The organism is Streptomyces yaizuensis, from assembly GCF_034961445.1.
Lineage (GTDB): Bacteria > Actinomycetota > Actinomycetes > Streptomycetales > Streptomycetaceae > Streptomyces > Streptomyces yaizuensis.
This window is the reverse complement of the sequence record NZ_BSBI01000009.1, coordinates 248,839-268,987: the sequence shown is the minus strand read 5'-3', so window position 1 is coordinate 268,987 and position 20,149 is coordinate 248,839. Positions and strand designations below refer to the sequence as shown.

Annotated in this window: 10 protein-coding genes and 1 pseudogene; 3 read left to right on the top strand and 8 right to left on the bottom strand. The window is 71.3% G+C overall.

The genetic code is table 11. From position 1 onward, the window contains the following. Window positions 1-19: 19 nt before the first annotated feature. Window positions 20-2,023: an alkyl/aryl-sulfatase gene (locus SYYSPA8_RS22275; RefSeq protein WP_323449023.1), complete on the bottom strand. Its 2,004-nt coding sequence runs from the start codon at window positions 2,021-2,023 to the stop codon at window positions 20-22. Between the two features lie 335 nt (window positions 2,024-2,358). Here SYYSPA8_RS22275 and SYYSPA8_RS22270 point away from each other — a divergent pair, with 335 nt between their 5' ends. After that, on the top strand, window positions 2,359-3,831 hold the full coding sequence (locus SYYSPA8_RS22270; protein WP_323449022.1) for a ricin-type beta-trefoil lectin domain protein: 1,473 nt from the start codon (window positions 2,359-2,361) through the stop codon (window positions 3,829-3,831). Between the two features lie 74 nt (window positions 3,832-3,905). On the opposite strand, the gene SYYSPA8_RS22265 is transcribed toward SYYSPA8_RS22270, so the two are convergent. Beyond that, a complete protein-coding gene (locus tag SYYSPA8_RS22265; protein WP_323449021.1) occupies window positions 3,906-5,273 on the bottom strand; it encodes a beta-propeller fold lactonase family protein in 1,368 nt (455 codons plus the stop codon). Window positions 5,274-5,734: 461 nt separating this feature from the next. Continuing rightward, window positions 5,735-7,918, bottom strand: coding sequence for a potassium-transporting ATPase subunit KdpB (kdpB, locus tag SYYSPA8_RS22260; protein ID WP_323449020.1), 2,184 nt, complete (start codon window positions 7,916-7,918; stop codon window positions 5,735-5,737). 686 nt (window positions 7,919-8,604) lie between these two features. On the opposite strand from kdpB, the gene SYYSPA8_RS22255 reads away from it, so the two are divergent. Further along, on the top strand, window positions 8,605-11,163 hold the full coding sequence (locus SYYSPA8_RS22255; protein WP_323449019.1) for a DUF4118 domain-containing protein: 2,559 nt from the start codon (window positions 8,605-8,607) through the stop codon (window positions 11,161-11,163). Window positions 11,164-11,318: 155 nt separating this feature from the next. Here the strand turns inward: SYYSPA8_RS22255 and SYYSPA8_RS22250 are convergent, their stop codons facing one another. The 5 genes and pseudogenes from SYYSPA8_RS22250 to SYYSPA8_RS22230 all read right to left on the bottom strand — a co-directional run. Continuing rightward, window positions 11,319-12,200 (bottom strand): geranyl diphosphate 2-C-methyltransferase, encoded by an 882-nt coding sequence (locus SYYSPA8_RS22250; RefSeq protein WP_323449018.1) that lies wholly within the window; start codon window positions 12,198-12,200, stop codon window positions 11,319-11,321. 17 nt (window positions 12,201-12,217) lie between these two features. Then, window positions 12,218-13,393 carry a family 2 encapsulin nanocompartment cargo protein terpene cyclase gene (locus tag SYYSPA8_RS22245; RefSeq protein WP_407706055.1) on the bottom strand — a complete coding sequence of 392 codons (1,176 nt, stop codon included), beginning with the start codon at window positions 13,391-13,393 and terminating at the stop codon, window positions 12,218-12,220. 55 nt (window positions 13,394-13,448) lie between these two features. After that, window positions 13,449-14,861 (bottom strand): family 2B encapsulin nanocompartment shell protein, encoded by a 1,413-nt coding sequence (locus SYYSPA8_RS22240; protein WP_323449017.1) that lies wholly within the window; start codon window positions 14,859-14,861, stop codon window positions 13,449-13,451. A gap of 480 nt (window positions 14,862-15,341) precedes the next feature. Then, window positions 15,342-15,497 (bottom strand): hypothetical protein, encoded by a 156-nt coding sequence (locus tag SYYSPA8_RS22235; RefSeq protein WP_323449016.1) that lies wholly within the window; start codon window positions 15,495-15,497, stop codon window positions 15,342-15,344. A gap of 274 nt (window positions 15,498-15,771) precedes the next feature. Further along, window positions 15,772-18,171: pseudogene (locus SYYSPA8_RS22230) on the bottom strand (ATP-binding cassette domain-containing protein); the annotation flags it as partial. A gap of 479 nt (window positions 18,172-18,650) precedes the next feature. On the opposite strand from SYYSPA8_RS22230, the gene SYYSPA8_RS22225 reads away from it, so the two are divergent. Then, window positions 18,651-20,129, top strand: a complete 1,479-nt coding sequence (locus SYYSPA8_RS22225; RefSeq protein WP_323449015.1) for an MFS transporter — start codon at window positions 18,651-18,653, stop codon at window positions 20,127-20,129. The last annotated feature ends 20 nt before the right edge of the window (window positions 20,130-20,149 follow it).

Sequence of the window (20,149 nt, the reverse complement as noted above, 5' to 3'; positions counted from 1 at the left end):
GCGGCCCGGGAACTGACGGTCAGGGCGTGGCGAGGCCGAACCAGTACCCGAAGGTCACCAGCAGGCCGTTGAGGGTGTTGAGCGGGTCCAGGGTGCCGGTGTCGACGGTGAGTTCGCCGTCGGTCGCGAGCTGGTCGGGGGTGGTCTGTGCGATGGCGAGAGCGTTGAGGCCGGCGCGGGTGATCGTGTAGGTGGCGTCGGCCCGCGCCGGGACGACGGGGCCGGGGCTGTAGACGAGGACGCCGTTGCGGAGCCGGACCGTGCAGTGGGTGGGATCGTCGGCGAGACCGTCGGTGATCTTGAAACCGAGGGTGAGGGGGTGGCCGGCGGCGGCGGGGCCGTCGAGGCGGATGCCGAGGTAGTCGAAGAGCATCTCCAGCGGCATCGCCTCCAGCACGGGCTGGGTGATGATCTGCGGCGAGGGCGTGCCGGGCGGGAGGCCGTCGACGGGTCGGGTGCGCAGTTCATGGGCGGCGGCGAGGTAGAAGTTCCGCCAGGGCCCGCTCTCCGCCTGGTAGCCGAGCTGTTCGAGGACGTCGGCCTCCAGCGCGCGGGCCTCCTGGTGCGCCGGGTCGGCGAAGACGGCGTGGGAGAGGAGTTCGGCGGCCCACCGGTAGTCGTCCGCGCTCTTGGCGTTCTCGAACGACTGCCGGGCCAGCTCCACCACCTTGGCCACGCCGCCCAGCGCGTCGACGTAGCGGGGGCCGGACTCCTCGGGCGGCAGCGGGTGCAGATGGGCCGCGTTGCCGTCGTACCAGCCGAGATAGCGCTGGTAGACGGCCTTCAGGTCGTGGTTGACCGTGCCGTAGTAGCCGCGGTTGAACCACTGTCCCGCCAGGGATTCCGGAACACTGCCGTCGAGGTCCTCGGCGATCTCGGTCATGGTCCGGCCCTGGTTCGCCAGCCGGAGCGCCTGGTCGTGGAGGAAGCGGTAGAGGTCCGCCTGGCTGGTCAGGAAGGACACGATCGCGTCGGGCGACTCCTCGGTGTTCCACCGGGGCCAGAAGTGCGAGGCGAACAGGGTCTTCGACCGGTTTCCGTACCACTCCACCGACTGGTTCAGGTACTGCGACCACTCCTTCGCGTCCCGGACCTGGGCGCCGCGCAGGCTGTAGAGGTTGTGCAGGGTCGGTGTGGCGTTCTCCGCCATGCACAGCGCATCGACATCGGGCAGGTAGAAGTTCAGCTCCGCCGGGGCCTCCGTACCGGGGGTGAGCTGGAACTCCAGGTTCACCGGCCCGAAGGCGACGACATGACGGGGCCGCGCCACCTCGGGGGTCACGGTGTAGGTCGGCGGCAGCAGACCCGGGGACCCCGAGGACATGGTCTTGCCCAGACCGGCGTCCACCTGCCCCTTCTCGGACCGCTCCAGGAGCGAGCCGTACATGAACTGCGCCCGGCGGAGCATCGCGTTGCCCGCGTAGACGTTCTCGCTGACCGAGTGCTCCAGGAACCCCTCCGGGGCGATGATGTCCACCCCGTCGGGCAGTCGGCCGTCCCTGAACAGGCCCAGCACGCCGCCGTAGTGGTCGAGGTGGGAGTGGGTGAAGATCACCGCACGGATCGTGCGGCGCAGGCCCCGGTGCTCCCGGTAGAGCTTCCAGGCGGCGGCCGCGCACTCCTCGCTGATCAGCGGGTCGACCACCACGACCTCCTGGGACGCCCCGGTGGGGTCCTCCAGGAAGGAGATGTTCGACAGGTCCATCCCGCGCACCTGGTACACGGCGTCCGGGACGACCTCATAGAGGCCGGCGTTCATGTTCAGCAGGGCGTTGCGCCACAGACTCGGGTTGACGGTGTCCGGAGCCGGCCCGGTCAGGAAGGTGTACGGGGCCAGATCCCAGGCCGGCGCCTTGCCGCCCTCCCGGGGCACCGCGAAGTCCGCGGGCAGCGCCGCGATCAGTCCCCGGGTCGCGAGCCCCACCTCCGGATCCTGACCGTCCGGCGGCACGATCACCGCCGCGTTCAGATCCCTCGTCAACGGTGTCGCGGGCTGGGGCGCATCGGACGGCAGACCAGTCAACGGACTCTCCTTTTACAGGCGGGCACACCCGGAGCGAAAACCCGGCAAAAGCGATGAATGCCCGGGATCCTCCGGGAAGAATCGAACGAAATTACGGAATGTAGTCGCTCGGCCACGGAAGCATTCCATCCCTCGATCGCTCCGGAAAGGCACCGAACCAGCCATACCGGAGTGACGGGCCGGTTCGTGAAGGGCCGGTCGCCCCGCTTCGGCAACGGCGGCCGATCCACACCCTTCCTCACCTTTCCTCGCCGTTCGCTGGTGTGTCGGTTGATTTCGTTCCGTGCGCTGGAGGACCCTTCGTCAGGCAGCGTCGGCGGTGGAAGGTGGCCTCGGTGGACCGGAGCAGGTGCCGTCCCGGCCGTTCCCGCCGCGTACCGCTGACGGTGGCGCTGGTCGTGTGCGCCCTCCTGGGCCCGGCCTGCGCAGCCGCGCCCGATGCGGCGCCCGGACGAGGGGCGGCGGCCCGGTCCTCCCCCGCGGCCGTCCACGCGCAGGACCCGCGGCAGTGCCGTCGCACCCTGGTGGGGGTGGCGCACCCCGACGACGACCTGTTCTTCCTGAATCCGGAGATCAGACGGACCGTACGTGCCGGATGCGCCGTCGACACGGTGTATCTGACCGCGGGTGACGGCGGGAAGAAGGGCCGTGTCAGGGCGCTGGAGTACGTGGACCGCAGGGAGTACGGGGTACGCGCGGCCTACGCGGAGATGGCGGAGGCCGCCAACCGCTGGGAGCGGGCGGACGTCCAGGCGGACGGCGTCCGGGTCAAGTCCTACCGGCTCGCGGACCATGCCCGGGACACCGATGTGCGGCTGACCTTTCTGGACCTCCACGACGGGCTTCCGCACGGCGGGCAGCCGAACAGCCTGCTGAGGCTGTTCGACGGGAGCAGACAGAGCATCGAGCCGTTCGAGAGCACCGCCGGCTATACGGAGGACCGGCTGCTCGCGGTGGTGTCCGCGCTGGTCCGGCTGAGCGGGGCCGTACGCATCCTGACGATGGACCACGACAACGCGTCGTTCGCCTTCGGGCTCGGTGGCCGTGTCGACCACAGCGACCACGGGATCGGCGCCCGGTACTTCCGCAGGGTGGGCTACGCCCTCGGGATCCCCGTGTCGTCCTACCTCGGCTACACCATGACTCCGCTCCAGGCGAATCTCACCCCTGGCGAGTCGGCCGAGAAGGACGAGGTGGCCCGCTGGTACCTGGCCAACCGGAAGTGCCGGGCCACCGGGACATGTGCGAACGTCTCCCCTTACAAGGGCCCGCTCCAGAAGGACTGGAGCCTGTGGATCCACCGGCAGTACCAGCAGGTCCACCGGGCTCCGCGGGCAGGGGAGATCCTCGGGGACATCGGCCGGACCACGTTCTTCACCGGCAGGGACCCCGCGCAGTGCCTCCACGCCACCACCGGTCCCTCGCACACCGGTCCTTCACACACCGGCACGGCCTCCATCAGCGCCTGTGACGGATCCACCGGGCAGAAGTGGGACAGGGAACACGACGGCACGATCAGACCGCGGGCCGACCGCGGCTCCTGCCTGACCGCGCTCGCGGCGGCCGTCCGGCTGGAGCCGTGCGCGCACGGCAGCCCGGGGCAGCGGTGGACCGCTGAGCCATGGCGGAACTCCACCTGGAAGCGCACCGCCTGGCGGATCTCCGGGAGCGACGGCCGCTGCCTGTACCAGGACGACCGCCGGCTCCCCGCCCGCTGGAACGACCGTGACCGGCAGAGCCCCGTCCTGACGCTCGCCGACTGCGGTACGCGGCCCCTGCCCGAGGTCTACTGGCGCTGGGGCGGCTGACGGCCCGGACCCGCCCCGCGTACGGGGTGGTGCCCCGGCGGGCTCTGGCTGCCCGCCGGGGCCGGGACGGGCGGTCAGACGCAGGTGACCAGGACGATGGAGACCACGCTGCACGTGGCGGAGGCGCTGTCGTTGGCCGGATTCGGGTCGGCCGGCGAGGAGGCGGTCCGGGTGCCGGTGACCTTCACACCGCCCAGGGACAGCAGGTGCACGGGTACGCGGAACGTCTTGCTCGCACTGGCTCCGTTCGCGAGGGGGCCGTAGGAGCACGTGACGGTTCCGGGCGCGGTGGTGCATCCGGACGACAGGTTGGTGGCGGTGGTGCCGGGCGGCAGGGCGGCGGTGACGGTGGCCGTGGTGACCGCGCTCGGGCCCAGGTCACGGGCGGTCAGGGTGAAGGTGAGGTAGGGGACCAGGAGCCCCAGGTTCGGCCGGGCGGTGACATCGACGTCGATGTCCGCGGCGGGCCCGCCGGCCGGGGTGGCGAAGGCCACGGCGTACGGTCCGCTGCCGACGGGGACGGTGGCGGTCACGGCGCTGGTCGCCGTGTCGATCACCGACGCGGTGCCGCTGTTGCTGTTGGTGACGTAGACCTCGCCGCCGTCGGGGGTCACCGCGACGCCGATCGGGGTGGAGCCGACGCCGATGGTGGCGACGGTCGTGTTAGTGGCGGTGTCGATCACGGACGTGCTGTTGCCGCCGATGCTGGTCACGTAGACGCGGGAGCCGCCCGGGGAGGCCGCGGCGCCGAAGGGCGTGTTCCCGACGGGGACGGTCGCGGTGACGGTGTGGGTGGCCGTGTCGACCACGGTGGCCGCGTCCGCGTTCTGCGAGCTGATGTAGAGGCGGGCGCCGTCGGGGGTCACCGCGATGCCGTTGGGCCGGGAGACGGGGATCTCGGCGGTCACCGCGTTCGTGGCCGTGTCGATCACCGACACCGAGGCGTTGCCGCTGACGTAGACGCGGGCCCCGCCCGGGGCGGCCGTGGCGCTGTTCGGCTGCGCGCCGACGGGGACGGTCGCGGTGACGGTGTTCGTCGCGGTGTCGATCACCGACACCGAGTGGGACTGGTGGTTGGTGACGTAGACACGGTCCCCGCCGGGGGTCACCGCCACTCCGAATGGGCCGTTGCCGACGGGGACGGTCGCGGTGACCGCGTTCGTGGCGGTGTCGATCACCGACACCGAACCGGAGCCGCGGTTGGTGACGTAGGCCCTGGCGCCGTCGGGGGCCACCGCCACCCCGGACGGCCCGTCGCCGACGGGGACGGTCGCGGTCACCGTGTCGGTGGCCGTGTCCACGACCGACACGTTGTCCGACTCGCTGTTGGCGATGTACGCCACCGGGGCGGCCGCGCCTGCCGGGGCGGCGGTCGCGGCCGGGGCGGCCACCGCGGCGATCCCGGACCAGACCAGCGCGCCAGTGGCCAGTAACGCGGTCAACCGCCGACGCGGCCCGACCTGCGGCACGGGCGGGCGTATGGCGGAGAGTGAAGACATGATGGTGGTGTTCCCCTTCCCTGGTCCGCGCCGCGACGGCGGGGACCGGCCGGCCCCTCGGGAAACCGTGGCGGGGCGGCCACACGGTCACGGACCGGCCGGAAGCGGCGGATCACCAGCTCGGGCCGCACGGCCCCGGCCTGATCAGCGCCCCAGGACGGGTCCGCAACGGTCTGAACATGCCCAACAGCCCATGCGGCGCGAGGCCCCGCATCAGCGCGCTCAGCATGGCACCGGCACGCCGCGCGCCGGGTCGGAATCGTCAACATCACCACCCACACGCGGGGCGCCCCGTATGATCCCCCGCCGCCTCGCCGCGATGTTCGCGGCGTCCGTCCGGACGCGCCCCTTCCGCACGGGGGAGGGAGCGCGGTGGCACGCATGGCCCGCCGCCGGGGCGCCGCTCAGCCCAGGCCGGGAATCGTGGAGACGACCAGGTCGATCAGTTTGATACCGACGAACGGCAGGACGAGACCGCCGAGTCCGTAGATGGTCAGATTCCGCAGCAGCAGGTCATGGGCCGACGCGGGGGTGTAGCGCACGCCGCGCAGGGCGAGCGGGATCAGCGCGACGATGATCAGGGCGTTGAAGATGATCGCCGAGGTGATGGCGGACGTCGGGCTGTGCAACCCCATGATGTTGAGCGCTTCCAGGCCCGGGTGGACGCCGGTGAACATGGCGGGGATGATCGCGAAGTACTTGGCGACATCGTTCGTGATCGAGAAGGTCGTCAGGGCGCCCCGGGTGATGAGGAGTTGTTTGCCGATCTCCACGATCTCGATGAGCTTGGTGGGGTCGGAGTCGAGGTCGACCATGTTCCCGGCCTCCTTGGCGGCCGAGGTGCCGGTGTTCATGGCCACGCCGACATCGGCCTGGGCCAGCGCGGGCGCGTCGTTGGTCCCGTCGCCGGTCATCGCCACGAGCCTGCCGCCCTCCTGCTCCCTGTGGATGAGGGCGAGCTTGTCCTCGGGGGTGGCCTCGGCGAGGAAGTCGTCCACGCCCGCCTCCTCGGCGATGGCACGGGCGGTCAGCGGATTGTCGCCCGTGATCATGACGGTGCGGATGCCCATGCGGCGCAGTTCCGCGAACCGTTCCCGGATGCCGTCCTTCACCACGTCCTTCAGATGGACGGCCCCCAGGACGCGCGGCCCGTCCCGGTCGTCCACGGCGACCAGCAGGGGCGTGCCGCCGGACGCGGCGATCGAGTCCGCGAACCACCGCGCCTCGGCGGGGACGGCACCGCCCCGCATCCGCACCCAGTCGCTCACCTCCGCCGCCGCGCCCTTGCGGATGTGGTGGGTGACATGGCCACCGCGCCACAGATCCACTCCGCTCATCCTGGTCTGCGCGCTGAACCGCACGAACCGGACCTCGTTCAGCTCCCCCTCGACGGGCTCCCGCAGCCCGTGCCGGTGCCGCGCGAGGGCGAGCACCGACCGGCCCTCGGGGGTCTCGTCGGCCAGCGACGCGAGCTGGGCGGCCCTGGCCAGGGCCCGCTCGTCCACACCCGGCAGCGCGACAAAGCCGGTTGCCTCCCGGTTGCCGAGGGTGATGGTGCCGGTCTTGTCCAGCAGCAGCGTGTTGATGTCACCGGCCGCCTCCACGGCCCGGCCCGACATGGCGAGGACATGGCGCTGCACGAGCCGGTCCATGCCCGCGATGCCGATCGCCGAGAGCAGCGCCCCGATGGTCGTCGGGATCAGCGTGACCAGCAGGGCGACGAGGACCGTCATGGACTGGTCGGCACCCGCGTAGGCGGCCATCGGATAAAGGGTGACGACCACGAGGACGAAGACCCACGTCAGGGCGGCGAGCAGGATGTTGAGCGCCAGCTCGTTCGGGGTCTTCCGCCGGGACGCGCCCTCGACCAAGGCGATCATCCGGTCCATGAAGGAGTGCCCGGGGCGCGAGGTGACGCGCACGACGATGCGGTCGGAGAGCACGGTGGTGCCGCCGGTGACGCCGGACCGGTCGCCGCCCGACTCCCGGATGACGGGCGCGGATTCCCCCGTGACGGCCGACTCGTCGACCGCCGCGATGCCGTCCACGACCTCGCCGTCCGCCGGGATCAGCCCACCGGCCTCCACGACGACGAAGTCGAAGGGCTGGAGGTCGGTGGCGGCCACGGTCTCCTTCGCCGCCGTGGGCAGATGGGTGCCGATCCGCCAGTTGTCGCGCAGCCGCACGGCGACCGTGTCCGTCCGCGCCCGGCGCAGGGACTTCGCCTGGGCCTTCCCCCGGCCTTCCGCCACGGCCTCCGCGAGATTGGCGAAGATCACCGTCAGCCAGAGCCAGACACTGATCACCCAGGCGAAGACGGAGGGGTGGACCAGCGCGGACAGGGTGGTGAGCACCGACCCGGCGGCGACGACGAACAGCACCGGATTCCGCGCCAGGACCCGCGGATGCAGCTTGTGCAGGGCGTCGGGGAACGACGTCAGCAGCTGTACGGGGTCGAAGAGCCCGCTCGCCCCTCTGCGCCGGCCGTGCCGCCGGCCGCCACCTCCACCGCCACCTCCGCCCCCGGGCGCAGGGACCCAGGAACCCCGGGAAGCCGTCGGAGCCTGCTGGCGAGTGGCTGGAGACATGGCGAAGACCTTCTGATGGAAGACCGGCCCGCCCGTGGCCGGCGGACCGGGACGGAGGGCGTGAGGGAGGAGGTGACGGAGGGCGTGAGGGAGGGCGTGAGGAAGCCGTTCCGGCCGTACCGGCCCGCAGCGGCGGTTGCCGGCCCGGACCCACGCGGAACGCGACGGCCAGGAGCCGCCCCCTGCCCGACCGGACGGGAGCGCGGGCCGCCGTCATGCCACGGATGTGCGCGCCCCGGAGCGGCCGAAGGGGAATCTAGGCCCGGTGGTGCGGCCGGACCGGACACCGGCCCCGGAATTGACGGCCCCCTGACAGCGGGCGGGACCGAGGCGTCAAACACCTGTCAAGACGGGGGTGGTGTGCGTCAGGGAGCCGTCAAACCCGTCATGCCCGTCATGCCCGGCGCATCGCGGCACCGGCGCCGGGGAGTGCCTTCGACCGAGCGCATTCGACCGAGCGCCTTCGACGGAGCGTCGTCCGCCCGGAACCGCCGCGTACGGGAGCCGTCAAGGACCCGCCGACCTGCGTATGGGGAACGTCAAGGACGCGCGGGCGCACAGGGGCAGGAGATTTCCTCAAGGGGCCTCCCCTCCCCGTCCGCGGCGGCCCGCGCCGGGCCCACAGCACCAGCCGCTCCACCGCGGGGACGCGGACCACAGGGACGCTCGACCACAGGGATCGGAACATGAAACGCGGCAGGCTTCGGATCTACCTCGGTGCGGCCCCCGGCGTCGGAAAGACGTACGCGATGCTCGCCGAGGCACACCGGCGCGTCGAACGCGGCACCGACTGCGCGGTCGCCTTCGTGGAACACCACGAACGCCCCCGCACCCAAGTGATGCTGCACGGCCTGGAGCAGATCCCGCGCCGCGCGATCGAGTACCGGGGCACGACGTTCACCGAGATGGACGTGGACGCCGTGCTGCTGCGCAGGCCCGCCGTGGCCCTCGTCGACGAACTCGCCCACACCAACATCCCGGGCTGCCGGAACGCCAAACGCTGGCAGGACATCGAGGAACTCCTCGACGCCGGCATCGACGTCGTCTCCAACGTGAACATCCAGCACCTGGAGTCCCTCGGCGATGTCGTCGCCACCATCACCGGCGTCCGCCAGCGGGAGACCGTCCCCGACGAGGTGGTCCGCCGGGCCGACCAGATCGAACTGGTCGACATGGCCCCGCAGGCGCTGCGCCGCCGCATGGCCCACGGCAACATCTACCGGCCCGACAAGGTCGACGCCGCCCTGTCCCACTACTTCCGTCCCGGCAATCTGACCGCACTGCGCGAACTGGCGCTGCTCTGGGTGGCGGACCACGTGGATGAGCATCTGCGGGAGTACCGGGCCGAACACGACATCCGCACCACCTGGCAGGCCCGCGAACGCATCGTCGTCGGCCTCACCGGCGGCCCCGAGGGCCGCGCGCTCATCCGGCGCGCCACCCGGCTGGCCGAGAAGGGCGCCGGCGGCGAGGTACTCGCCGTCTGCATCACCCGCAGCGACGGCCTCACCTCCGCCTCGCCCCAGGAACTGGCCGTCCAGCGGGCCCTCGTCGAGGATCTGGGCGGCACGTTCCACCATGTCGTCGGGGACGACATCCCCTCCGCCCTGCTCGACTTCGCCCGCGGGGTGAACGCCACCCAGATAGTGCTGGGGGTCAGCCGCCGAAGAACCTGGCAGTACGTCTTCGGCCCCGGGGTCAGCGCCACCGTCGCCCGCGAGTCGGGACCCGACCTCGACGTCCACATCGTCACCCACGACGAAGTCGCCAAGGGCCGCGGCCTGCCCGTGGCCCGCGGCGCCCGCCTCGGCCGGTCCCGGATCGCGGGGGGCTGGCTCGTCGGTGTCGTGGGCCCCGCGCTCCTCACCGTCCTGCTCGACACCGTGCTCCCGGACCTCGGGCTCGCCAACGATGTACTGCTGTTCCTGGCCCTGACGGTGGCCGCCGCGCTGATCGGCGGGCTCACCCCGGCCCTCGCGTCGGCCGCCTTCGGATCGCTGCTGCTCAACTACTACTTCACCCCGCCCCTGCACCGGCTGAGCATCGCCGACCCCGACAACATCGTCGCCCTCGTCATCTTCGTCACCGTGGCGGTCTCCGTGGCGTCCGTGGTCGATCTCGCCGCCCGCCGCACCCACCAGGCGGCGAGGCTGCGCGCCGAGTCCGAGACCCTCTCCTTCCTCGCCGGCGGCGTCCTGCGCGGGGAGACGAGCCTCGACGCCCTGCTGGAACGGGTCAGAGAGACCTTCGGCATGGAATCCGTGGCCCTGCTGGAACGCGCGGGCGATGTCGGCCCCTGGACCTGCGTCAGCAGCGCCGGAGAGCCCCGCCCGCCCGGCAGTCCGCCGCTCCGGCCCGAGGACGCGGATGTGGACATGCCCATCAGCGACCATCTGGCGCTCGCCCTCTCGGGCCGGGTCCTGCCCGCCGAGGACCGCCGGGTCCTCTCCGCCTTCGCCACCCAGGCCGCCGGTGTGCTCGACCGCCGACGCCTGATCGGCGAGGCCGAACACGCCCGCGAACTCGGCGAGAGCAACCGCACCCGGACCGCCCTGCTCGCCGCCGTCAGCCACGAACTGCGCACACCGCTGGCGGGCATCAAGGCGTCGGTGACCTCCCTGCGCTCCGACGACGTCGCATGGTCCGCCGAGGACCGGACCGAACTCCTGGCCGGCATCGAGGCCGGAGCCGACCGCCTCGACGGCCTGGTGGGCAATCTCCTGGACATGTCCCGGCTCCAGACCGGCGCGGTCGCCCCGCTCATCCGCGAGATCGACCTGGACGAAGTCGTCCCGATGGCGCTCGGCGGCGTACCGGAGGGCAGCGTGGCCCTCGACATCCCCGAGGACCTGCCCATGGTCCGCGTCGATCCGGGCCTGCTGGAGCGCGCCGTCGCCAACATCGTGGAGAACGCCGTCACCCACAACCCCGGCCACGAGCCCGTCCTCGTGTCGGCCAGTGCGCTCGCCGACCGCGTCGAAGTACGCGTCGTGGACCGGGGCCCCGGGCTCCCCGACGAGGCGAAGGAACGCATCTTCGCGCCCTCCCGGCGCCACGGGGACGGCCCGAGCGGCGCCGGGGCCGGCCTCGGCCTCGCCGTGGCCCGGGGACTGACCGAGGCGATGGGAGCGACCCTGAACGCCGAGGACACCCCCGGCGGAGGCCTCACCCTGGTGCTCTCCCTCCTGCCGGCCACGGCCGGCCCCACCGCCACCCCCGACCTGCCCACCACGACGACGACCTGATCCGACCGGACCACCGTACGGTCAGGACCGGCCCCGGCCGCGTCCGGTCTCCACTGTCCTCGCGCCCGGACAGCGCGAAGCCCCGGCCCGCCCCCGCGTGCGGTGCGGGGACGGGCCGGGGCGGTCCGGATGGGACGGTCCGGGTGGGCGGTCCGTCAGACGCGGTCGGCCGCGATCAGGAGGTACTGGAAGGAGCCGTCCTTGTACGAGTTGATGAACGCGTCCTCGATCCCCGTGACCAGTGAGGACGTGGCCCGCAGCTCCCAGTACGGCAGGGTCGCCGCCGTCAGGTCGACCACGGTCTGGGGCACGAGACGGTTGTCGGCCAGGGCGCGCATGTACTCGCGGCGGGAGTGGATGTTGCACTCGAAGTGCGCGTTGATCTGCGAGACCCACTTCGACGGCTGCCCGTAGACCGGGTTCCAGCAGCCGGTGATGGTGACGTACCGGCCGCCGGCCGCGAGGACGCGGGCGTGTTCGGCGAAGAGGTCGTGCAGGTCGACGTACATGCTCGACTCGTTGTTCCAGGAGGCCGCGGCCCGCCCGGACGCGAAGGGCATGGCGAGCATGTTGCAGACCTGGGCCCGGACCGACTTCTCGATGCCGAGTTCGAGAGCACGGTGGTTGGCGAAGTCGGCCTGCTTGGCCGACAGGGTCACCCCCTCGACGTCGCAGCCGAAGCGCTGGTGGGCCATGACCATGGAGCCGCCGCGGCCGCAGCCGGCGTCGACCAGCAGGTCGGTTGGCTGGACGGGGCCGAGATGGTCCAGGAGCACCCCGGTCTGCGCCGACTCCAGCCGGTGCAATTCGGCGATCAGCCGCTGGTCGTAACCGGAGTCGGCCGGGTCGCCCAGGGCGGCGTGGTCGACGTCGCCGATGCCGTAGTGGTGGTGGTAGAGGCCGTCGACATCGCCGAGGCGCAGGTTGACCGGCCTGGCCTCGCCGTCCCAGTAGCGGGCGATGTCACCCTGGTAGGGCGTCGCCGAAGAGGGGACGGTGATGGTGTCGCGAACGGTGGAGACGTCGTGCACAGACACGTACGGATTCCTTCCAATTACCAGAAGTCGGGCAGGCTGTAGCGGTAGGTGTTGTTCTGGTGCCAGTGGTGGTTGCCGTCGACCCAGGCGGCGACGCCCCGCAGGAAGCGCGCCACGATGGGCAGGGGACAGGCGACGGCCAGGGCGGCGGCTTCGGCCTCGTAGGTGTGCATGAGGTCGTTGTGGATCTCGACCGCCTTCAGATACGCCTCGCGCTCGGTGCGGCCCTCACGCTCGGCGATGACCACCGGCAGGTTGAGATGCTTGCCGGGGCTGTCCAACTCCTTCGTGTACGAGTAGAGGTCGTTGACGATGGTGGTGGCGTTCGACGCGAGGGCGATGACCCGCTGCATGGCCGGCTGGGAGTGCAGGTCCGCGGGGAGTTCGTAGCCGCCGACGGTGTCGGTGATGGTGGGACAGGGGCGGAAGTTGTTGAACTGCCGCATCGCCAGGTACTCCCACACCTCGGGCACGTGGTCCGTCTGGTCCCAGGCGGCCTCGGCGAGGTACCCCAGGTGCAGCCGGGCCATGTCGTGCCGGAACCGGTCCGCCTGGGAGGCGCTGGCCACGTCGGTGAAGTGGTCCATGGCGGAGCGGTACGCCCGCCGGGGGGCGTCGTCGTGGAGCGAGCCGGCCCACTGCGGCTCGTACTCCGGCGTCGTGTGCAGGGGGTCGAGGGAGGTGTGCGCCATCAGCAGCCGGCCCCCGAGGCCGATGGGCGAGCCGCCGTGGTCCTCGCAGTAGCAGTCGTCGACCGCGTTCTCGGCCACCATCAGCCGGGCCGCGACCATCAGATGGTCGACGGTGGGGGCGTCGGGGTGGCAGACGGTCATGTAGCGCCCGATGCCGAACCCGTCGAACTGCTCCTCCCACTCGGGGGGATACAGCCCGATCTCGTCGATCGCCCACTCCTTGGACCTGCGGTCGACCTCCTCCGTCCGCACGGGGTCGGGCTCCGCCACCGGGTGGTGGTACAGGCCCGGGACCGGGCTGCCGGCCGTCGGTGGCTCCTCCCGCGGGGCCGGGTACAGGCTCGACGTCCCCAGGCCGGTCGGGCCGCCCAGGATCCGTCGCAGGGATTCGGTGCTCATGACCGCACCACTACTCCTTGGGTGAGGTGGTCTGTTCCGGGCGCACCGGGCCCGCCCGGCGAGGGCCCGGCCATGGGTTCCGCCGGGCGTTCTGGCGGGCACGGGCTCCCGCCGGGCACGGGGCGGGCGGCGGTGCGCCGGTGGGCAGCGGGGCCGGTCAGCCGCTGGTACGGGCGATCTGCACGTTCTCCAGCACCCCGAGCGCGTCGGGGACCAGGACGGCGGCGGAGTAGTACGTGGTGACCAGGTAGGAGATGATCGCCGTCTCGTCGATGCCCATGAAGCGCACCGACACACCCGGCTCGTACTCGTCCGGAAGGCCGGTCTGGTTCAGACCGATGACGCCCTGGTTGTCCTCACCCGTGCGCATCACCAGGATCGAGCTGGTGTTCTCCTTGCTGATCGGGATCTTGTTGCACGGCAGAATCGGTACGCCACGCCAGGCCGGCACCTGCTGGCCGCCGACGTCGACATGGTCCGGGTAGAGTCCGCGGGCGTTGAACTCGCGGCCGATCGCGGCGATCGTCCTGGGGTGGGCGAAGAAGAACTTGGAGCCGCGGCGGCGGCAGAGCAGCTCGTCGAGGTCGTCCGGGGTCGGCGCGCCGGAGTGGGGCTGGATGCGCTGGTTGAAGGCGACGTTGTGCAGCAGACCGAACTCGCGGTTGTTGACCAGCTCGTACTCCTGCCGCTCGCGCAGTGCCTCGATGGTGAGCCTGAGCTGCTGCTCGGTCTGGTTCATGGGCTTGTTGTAGAGGTCCGCGACGCGGGTGTGGACCCGCAGCACGGTCTGCGCGAGGGAGAGTTCGTACTCGCGGGGGTTCAGCTCGTAGTCGACGAAGGCACCGGGCAGCTCGGCCTCGCCCTCGTGTCCGGCGGACATGGCGATCTCGGCCTCACCCAGCCGGTTCTGCCGCTTCTCCGGCAGCGCGCCGAACTCCTGGATGTGCGTCCGCAGGTCGGCCGAGGAGGCCACCACGGCCTCGAAGTCGGCCCGCGACAGGGTCAGCAGGGTGCCGGAGGTCCGCGCGACGGCGGTGTAGTCCCAAGTCGCGTGGGAGTCCAGCAGCGCGCTCTGGCCGAAGCGGTCGCCGTCGGCGAGTACGGCGGTCACGGTCTCGTCGCCGTACTGGCCCTCGGAGATCCGGTCGATCCGGCCGTGGGCGATGAGATGGATCTGCTCGGCGGGGGTGCCGCGTTCCACCAGCGTCTCACCGGCGCGGAAGTCGCGCTGGACGCAGCGGTCGGCGAGAGCGGTCAGCACGGCCACATCGTCGAAGCCGCGCAGCAGCGACAGTTCACCCAGCTCGCGGGGGATCACCCGGACCTGGGAGCCGTCCTGGACGAACTCGATGCGACCGTCGCCGACGGTGTACGTCAGACGGCGGTTCACCCGGTAGGCGCCGCCGGCGACCTCCACCCAGGGCAGCGACTTGAGCAGCCAGCGGGAGGTGATCTCCTGCATCTGCGGTGCGGATTTGGTCGTGGTGGCGAGATTGCGGGCGGCCGCGGTACTGAGGCTGGTCTGCGGACGCGGTTGCTCCTGCGGCTGCGGGTTGGTGTCCACGGTCATCGCGCTGAACTCTCCTTGATGAGGGCGAGGTGCCGCATACGCGCACGTCAGCCAGGTGTACGAGGAAAGGGGGAGGGGATCTGGGGGAAATGGGTCCCCGATCCGCGAGAACCGTAGGCGCTGCCAACCGCGTTGAGCCATTGGAAGGGGTCCGGGGTCCCTCGATACGGTGAATCTTGGTGGTGGCAGGTTTGCGGCGCGCTCCGGCGATCATTTGGTGCGTACGGACGCGTGCGTCGCCCGTACGCCCTGCGAGGGCGGCGGTCCACCACCGGCCGGCGCGTGCGTCGGATGCCGGCGGCCCGCCCGGGAGCCGCCGTTCCGGTCGGCCGGAAGCCGCCGTGCGCCGGTGGGCGGGAGGGGCTCCGGAGATGCGGTACGGGGTGACACGGCGGCCGGCGGAGCGGTCTCGCTGCTCCGCCGGCCGGGTGGACGGGTTCCGCCGCGCGGCCCGGGGTTCGGGCGCGGGGCCGCCGGTGGCTACCAGTAGTGGCGCCGGCCGGCCACCGCGCGGCCGGCGGCTCCGAGGAGCCAGAGGACCAGTCCGATCGCCACGAGGGCGACTCCGACGGTCCACAGCAGGCTCAGCTGGGTGACCGCGCCCACGACCAGCATGACGACACCAAGGACGATCATGTGTTCCTCCAGGCGCTGAGTGACGGATTCTCCTCTTCCGGCGGCTGCCCCCCGCTGTTCGACGGAAACGGGTCGACGGAAACGGGTCGACGGAAACGGGTCGACGGAAACGGGTTGGCGGAAACGGGTCGACCGAAGCGGGCGGCTTCTCGGCGGCGGGCCCGGTGTCGCGGCCCGCCGGTCCGCGGCACCGCCCGCCGCCTGTACCGCGTCAGCTACGGGTCGGGGTCCGGCGGGCGCGGGTGCTCCTGCGGGCCTTCGCGGGGGCCGGCGGGGCGCCCACGTACTCCGCGAGATGTTCGCCGGTGAGGGTGGAACGGGCGGCGACCAGCTCGGCGGGCGGGCCCTCGAAGACGATCCGGCCGCCGTCGTGACCCGCGCCGGGGCCGAGATCGACGATCCAGTCCGCGTGCGCCATGACCGCCGGATGGTGCTCGACGACGATGACCGACTTGCCGGAGTCCACGAGCCGGTCGAGCAGCCCGAGCAGATTCTCCACATCGGCGAGATGCAGCCCGGTGGTTGGCTCGTCCAGGATGTAGACCCCGCCCTTCTCGGCCATGTGCGTGGCCAGTTTGAGCCGCTGCCGCTCGCCCCCGGAGAGCGTGGTGAGGGGCTGCCCGAGGGTGAGGTAGCCGAGCCCGACATCGGCGAGCCGGTCGAGGATCCGGTGCGCGGCCGGTGTGCGGGCCTCGCCCTCGCCGAAGAACTCCCGGGCCTCGGCCACCGGCATCGCGAGCACCTCGCTGATGTCCCGGCCGCCGAGGCGGTACTCCAGCACCGACGCCTGGAACCGCTTCCCGTCGCACTCCTCGCAGGTGGTGGCGACACCGGCCATCATCGCCAGGTCGGTGTAGATGACACCGGCGCCGTTGCAGGTGGGGCAGGCGCCCTCGGAGTTGGCGCTGAACAGCGCCGGCTTGACCCCGTTGGCCTTCGCGAACGCCTTGCGGATCGGGTCCAGCAGACCGGTGTACGTCGCCGGGTTGCTCCGCCGCGAGCCACGGATCGTGCCCTGGTCGACCGAGACGACGTCCGCCGCCCCCACCTGCCGGGGCATCGACCCGTGCACGAGCGAGCTCTTGCCGGAGCCCGCGACTCCGGTGACGACGACCAGCACCCCGAGGGGGATGTCCACGTCGACGTCGCGCAGATTGTGCTCGGTCGCGCCGCGGATCGGCAGCGTGCCGGTGGGCGTGCGCACCGTCTCCTTGAGGGTGGCCCGGTCGTCCAGGTGCCGGCCGGTGAGGGTGCCGCCCGCCCGCAGGCCCTCGACGGTGCCCTCGAAGCAGATGGTGCCGCCCTCCGTACCGGCTCCGGGGCCCAGGTCCACGACATGGTCGGCGATCGCGATCGTCTGCGGCTTGTGCTCCACGACGAGCACCGTGTTGCCCTTGTCCCGAAGGCGCAGCAGCAGCTCGTTCATCCGCTGGATGTCATGGGGGTGCAGGCCCGTGGTGGGCTCGTCGAAGACGTACGTGGTGTCGGTGAGCGAGGAGCCGAGGTGGCGGATCATCTTGGTGCGCTGCGCCTCGCCGCCCGACAGCGTCCCGGACGGCCGGTCGAGCGAGAGATAGCCGAGGCCGATCTCCACGAACGAGTCCAGCGTCTGCCCCAGCGCGGCGAGCAGCGGCGCCACCGACGGCTCGGCCAGGCCGCGCACCCAGTCGGCCAGATCGCTGATCTGCATCGCGCAGGCGTCCGCGATGCCGATCCCCTCGATCTTCGAGGACCTGGCGGCCTCGCTGAGCCGGGTGCCGTCGCACTCCGGGCAGGTGGTGAAGGTGACCGCCCGCTCCACGAACGCCCGGATGTGCGGCTGCATCGCCTCCTTGTCCTTGGCCAGGAACGACTTCCGGATCTTGGGGATCAGCCCCTCGTAGGTGAGGTTCACACCCTCGACCTTCACCTTGGTCGGCTCCCGGTGGAGGAAGTCCTGCATCTCCTTCTTGGTGAACCTGCGGATCGGCTTGTCCGGGTCGAGGAAGCCCGACTCGGCGTACAGCCGCACCGTCCACCAGCTGTCCGACTTCCAGCCGGGGATGGTGAACGCGCCCTCGGAGATCGACTTGGAGTCGTCGTAGAGCTGGGTGAGGTCGATGTCGGAGACCGTGCCCCGGCCCTCGCAGCGGGGACACATGCCGCCGGTGCGCGTGAAGGTCTGCTTCACGGCCTTACGGTTGTCCCCGCGCTCGACGGTGATCGCGCCGCTCGCCCGGACCGAGGGGACGTTGAAGGCGTACGCGCCGGGCGGGCCGATGTGGGGGAGCCCGAGCCGGCTGAAGAGGATGCGCAGCATCGCGTTGGCGTCGGTGACGGTGCCGACGGTGGAACGGGGGTCGGCCCCCAGCCGCTGCTGGTCGACGATGATCGCGGTCGTCAGCCCGTCGAGCACGTCGACCTCGGGCCGTGCCAGGGTCGGCATGAAGCCCTGGACGAAGGCGCTGTACGTCTCGTTGATCAGCCGCTGGGACTCCGCCGCGATCGTGTCGAACACCAGCGAGCTCTTGCCGGAGCCGGAGACGCCGGTGAACACCGTCAGCCGGCGCTTGGGCAGGTCGACGCTCACGTTCCTGAGGTTGTTCCCGTGCGCACCCCGCACACGGATCAGATCGTGGCTGTCGGCCGCGTGCGGCGCGGGCGGCTGCGTGCTCTTCTTCCGGGCGGTGGTCATCGTGTCTCCATCTGTTGCGCGGGGCCGCCCACGCGGTCTCCGTCGGCGTCGCCCGGTTCCGATCTAACCAGCCATGGCCGAAAACGCTCGATTTCTCCTGGTCGGCGAGGTCGGCGAGGTCGGCAGGTCGGGGCCGCCGGCGCCTGCGGTGCGGTCCCGGCGGGCGCGTCCTCTGATCGCCGTACGGGAGGGAGCGCGCGTACGGGGGTGCTCATGGCGGCCAGGCTAGGCGCTGCCGCCGCACCGGCGCTTCTCGAATCCTGACCGATCCGGCCGCCTCCGAAAGATCGTCGCCCCAGCACCGGGCCCGGGGCCGGGGAGCCCTTGACCGGCGGTTCCCGGGGCCGGGAGCGCGGCCAAGCGGACCGCCGCACGGGCCGGTGTCCGCCATCGAAGGATGCTTTCATTGGGGTTTGTCATCCTTTGCACCGTGGTATGGGTGAGCGCGCTGGGGCACGACTCCCGTGGAGGGCGCGGATATGGGCGGGGACGGCCGTACGGCGGCGACAGGGACCATCACCACGAAGGTGCCCGCCCGGCTCGACCGGCTGCCCTGGTCGCGATGGCACTGGATGATCGTCGTCGGTCTGGGCACGGTCTGGATCCTGGATGGCCTGGAAGTGACGGTCGTGGGCTCCGTCGCCAGCCGGTTGTCCGAGGACGACAGCGGGCTGGCGATCACCGACGCGCAGGTCACCGGGGTGGCGGCGGCCCTGTATGTGGCGGGCGCCTGTACCGGGGCGCTCTTCTTCGGCCGGCTCACCGACCGCTATGGCCGTAAACGGCTCTTCCTCGTCACCCTCTCCGTCTACCTCGCCGCCACCGCGCTGACCGCGCTGTCCTTCTCCGCCTGGTGGTTCTTCCTCTTCCGGTTCCTCACCGGCTTCGGCATCGGCGGCGAGTACGCGGCCATCAACTCCGCCATCGACGAGTTGATCCCCAGCCGCTACCGGGGCCGGGTCGACCTCGTCATCAACGGCAGCTACTGGCTCGGCGCCATGGGCGGCGCCCTGCTGTCCGTGGTCGCCCTCGACACCGATCTCTTCCCACCGGACATCGGCTGGCGGCTCGCCTTCGGACTCGGTGTCGTCCTCGGCCTGGTGGTCCTGCTCGTCCGCCGGCATGTCCCCGAGAGCCCCCGGTGGATGCTCATCCACGGCCGGGCGCCCGGTGCCGAACGGCTCGTGGACGAAGTCGAGCGCGGGATCGTCCGGGCGAGGGGGCGCCCGCTGCCCGAGGTCACCGAGGTGATGACGATCCATCAGCGCGGTGTCGTCGGCTTCGGGGAGATCGCCCGTACGGTCTTTGGGGGTTATCCGCGACGTGCCACGCTCGGACTGGCGCTCTTCGTGGGGCAGGCGTTCCTCTACAACGCCATCACCTTCGGCTTCGGCTCCATCCTGGTGCGGTTCTTCGACATCCCGAGCGGAACAACCGGTTATTACTTCGCCGTCATCGCCCTCGGCAACTTCCTCGGGCCGCTGCTGCTCGGCCGGTTCTTCGACACCTGGGGACGGCGGCCGATGATCGCCGGTACGTACATCCTCTCCGGGCTGCTGCTCTTCGGGACCGCCGCCCTCTTCGGCGCCGGGGCTCTCGACGCCACCACGATGACCCTGTGCTGGTGCGTGGTGCTCTTCTTCGCGTCCGCCGGGGCCAGCTCCGCGTACCTCACCGTCAGCGAGATCTTCCCGATGGAGACCCGGGCGATGTCGATCGCCTTCTTCTACGCGGTCGGGACGGCGGCGGGCGGCATCTCCGGGCCGCTGGTCTTCGCCGGGCTCACCGGGAGCGGTGTCGTCTCCGAAGCGGTCCTGGCTTTTTGTATCGGCGCCGGTCTGATGGTGGCGGCGGGGCTGGTCGCGGTCTTCTTCGCCGTCGCCGCCGAGGGCCGCTCCCTGGAGTCCATCGCCACCCCCCTCTCCCTGACGGAGCAGCCACCGCCGAAAATCGGATGACCGGCCTCCGGGTGGCTGTG

What these genes read in the sequence shown, in the direction of transcription:
- kdpB (WP_323449020.1), bottom strand. Translation starts at nt 7,918, where the DNA reads ATGTCTCCAGCCACTCGCCAGCAGGCTCCGACGGCTTCCCGGGGTTCC.
- SYYSPA8_RS22255 (WP_323449019.1), top strand. Translation starts at nt 8,605, where the DNA reads ATGAAACGCGGCAGGCTTCGGATCTACCTCGGTGCGGCCCCCGGCGTC.
- SYYSPA8_RS22225 (WP_323449015.1), top strand. Translation starts at nt 18,651, where the DNA reads ATGGGCGGGGACGGCCGTACGGCGGCGACAGGGACCATCACCACGAAG.
- SYYSPA8_RS22240 (WP_323449017.1), bottom strand. Translation starts at nt 14,861, where the DNA reads ATGACCGTGGACACCAACCCGCAGCCGCAGGAGCAACCGCGTCCGCAG.
- SYYSPA8_RS22235 (WP_323449016.1), bottom strand. Translation starts at nt 15,497, where the DNA reads ATGATCGTCCTTGGTGTCGTCATGCTGGTCGTGGGCGCGGTCACCCAG.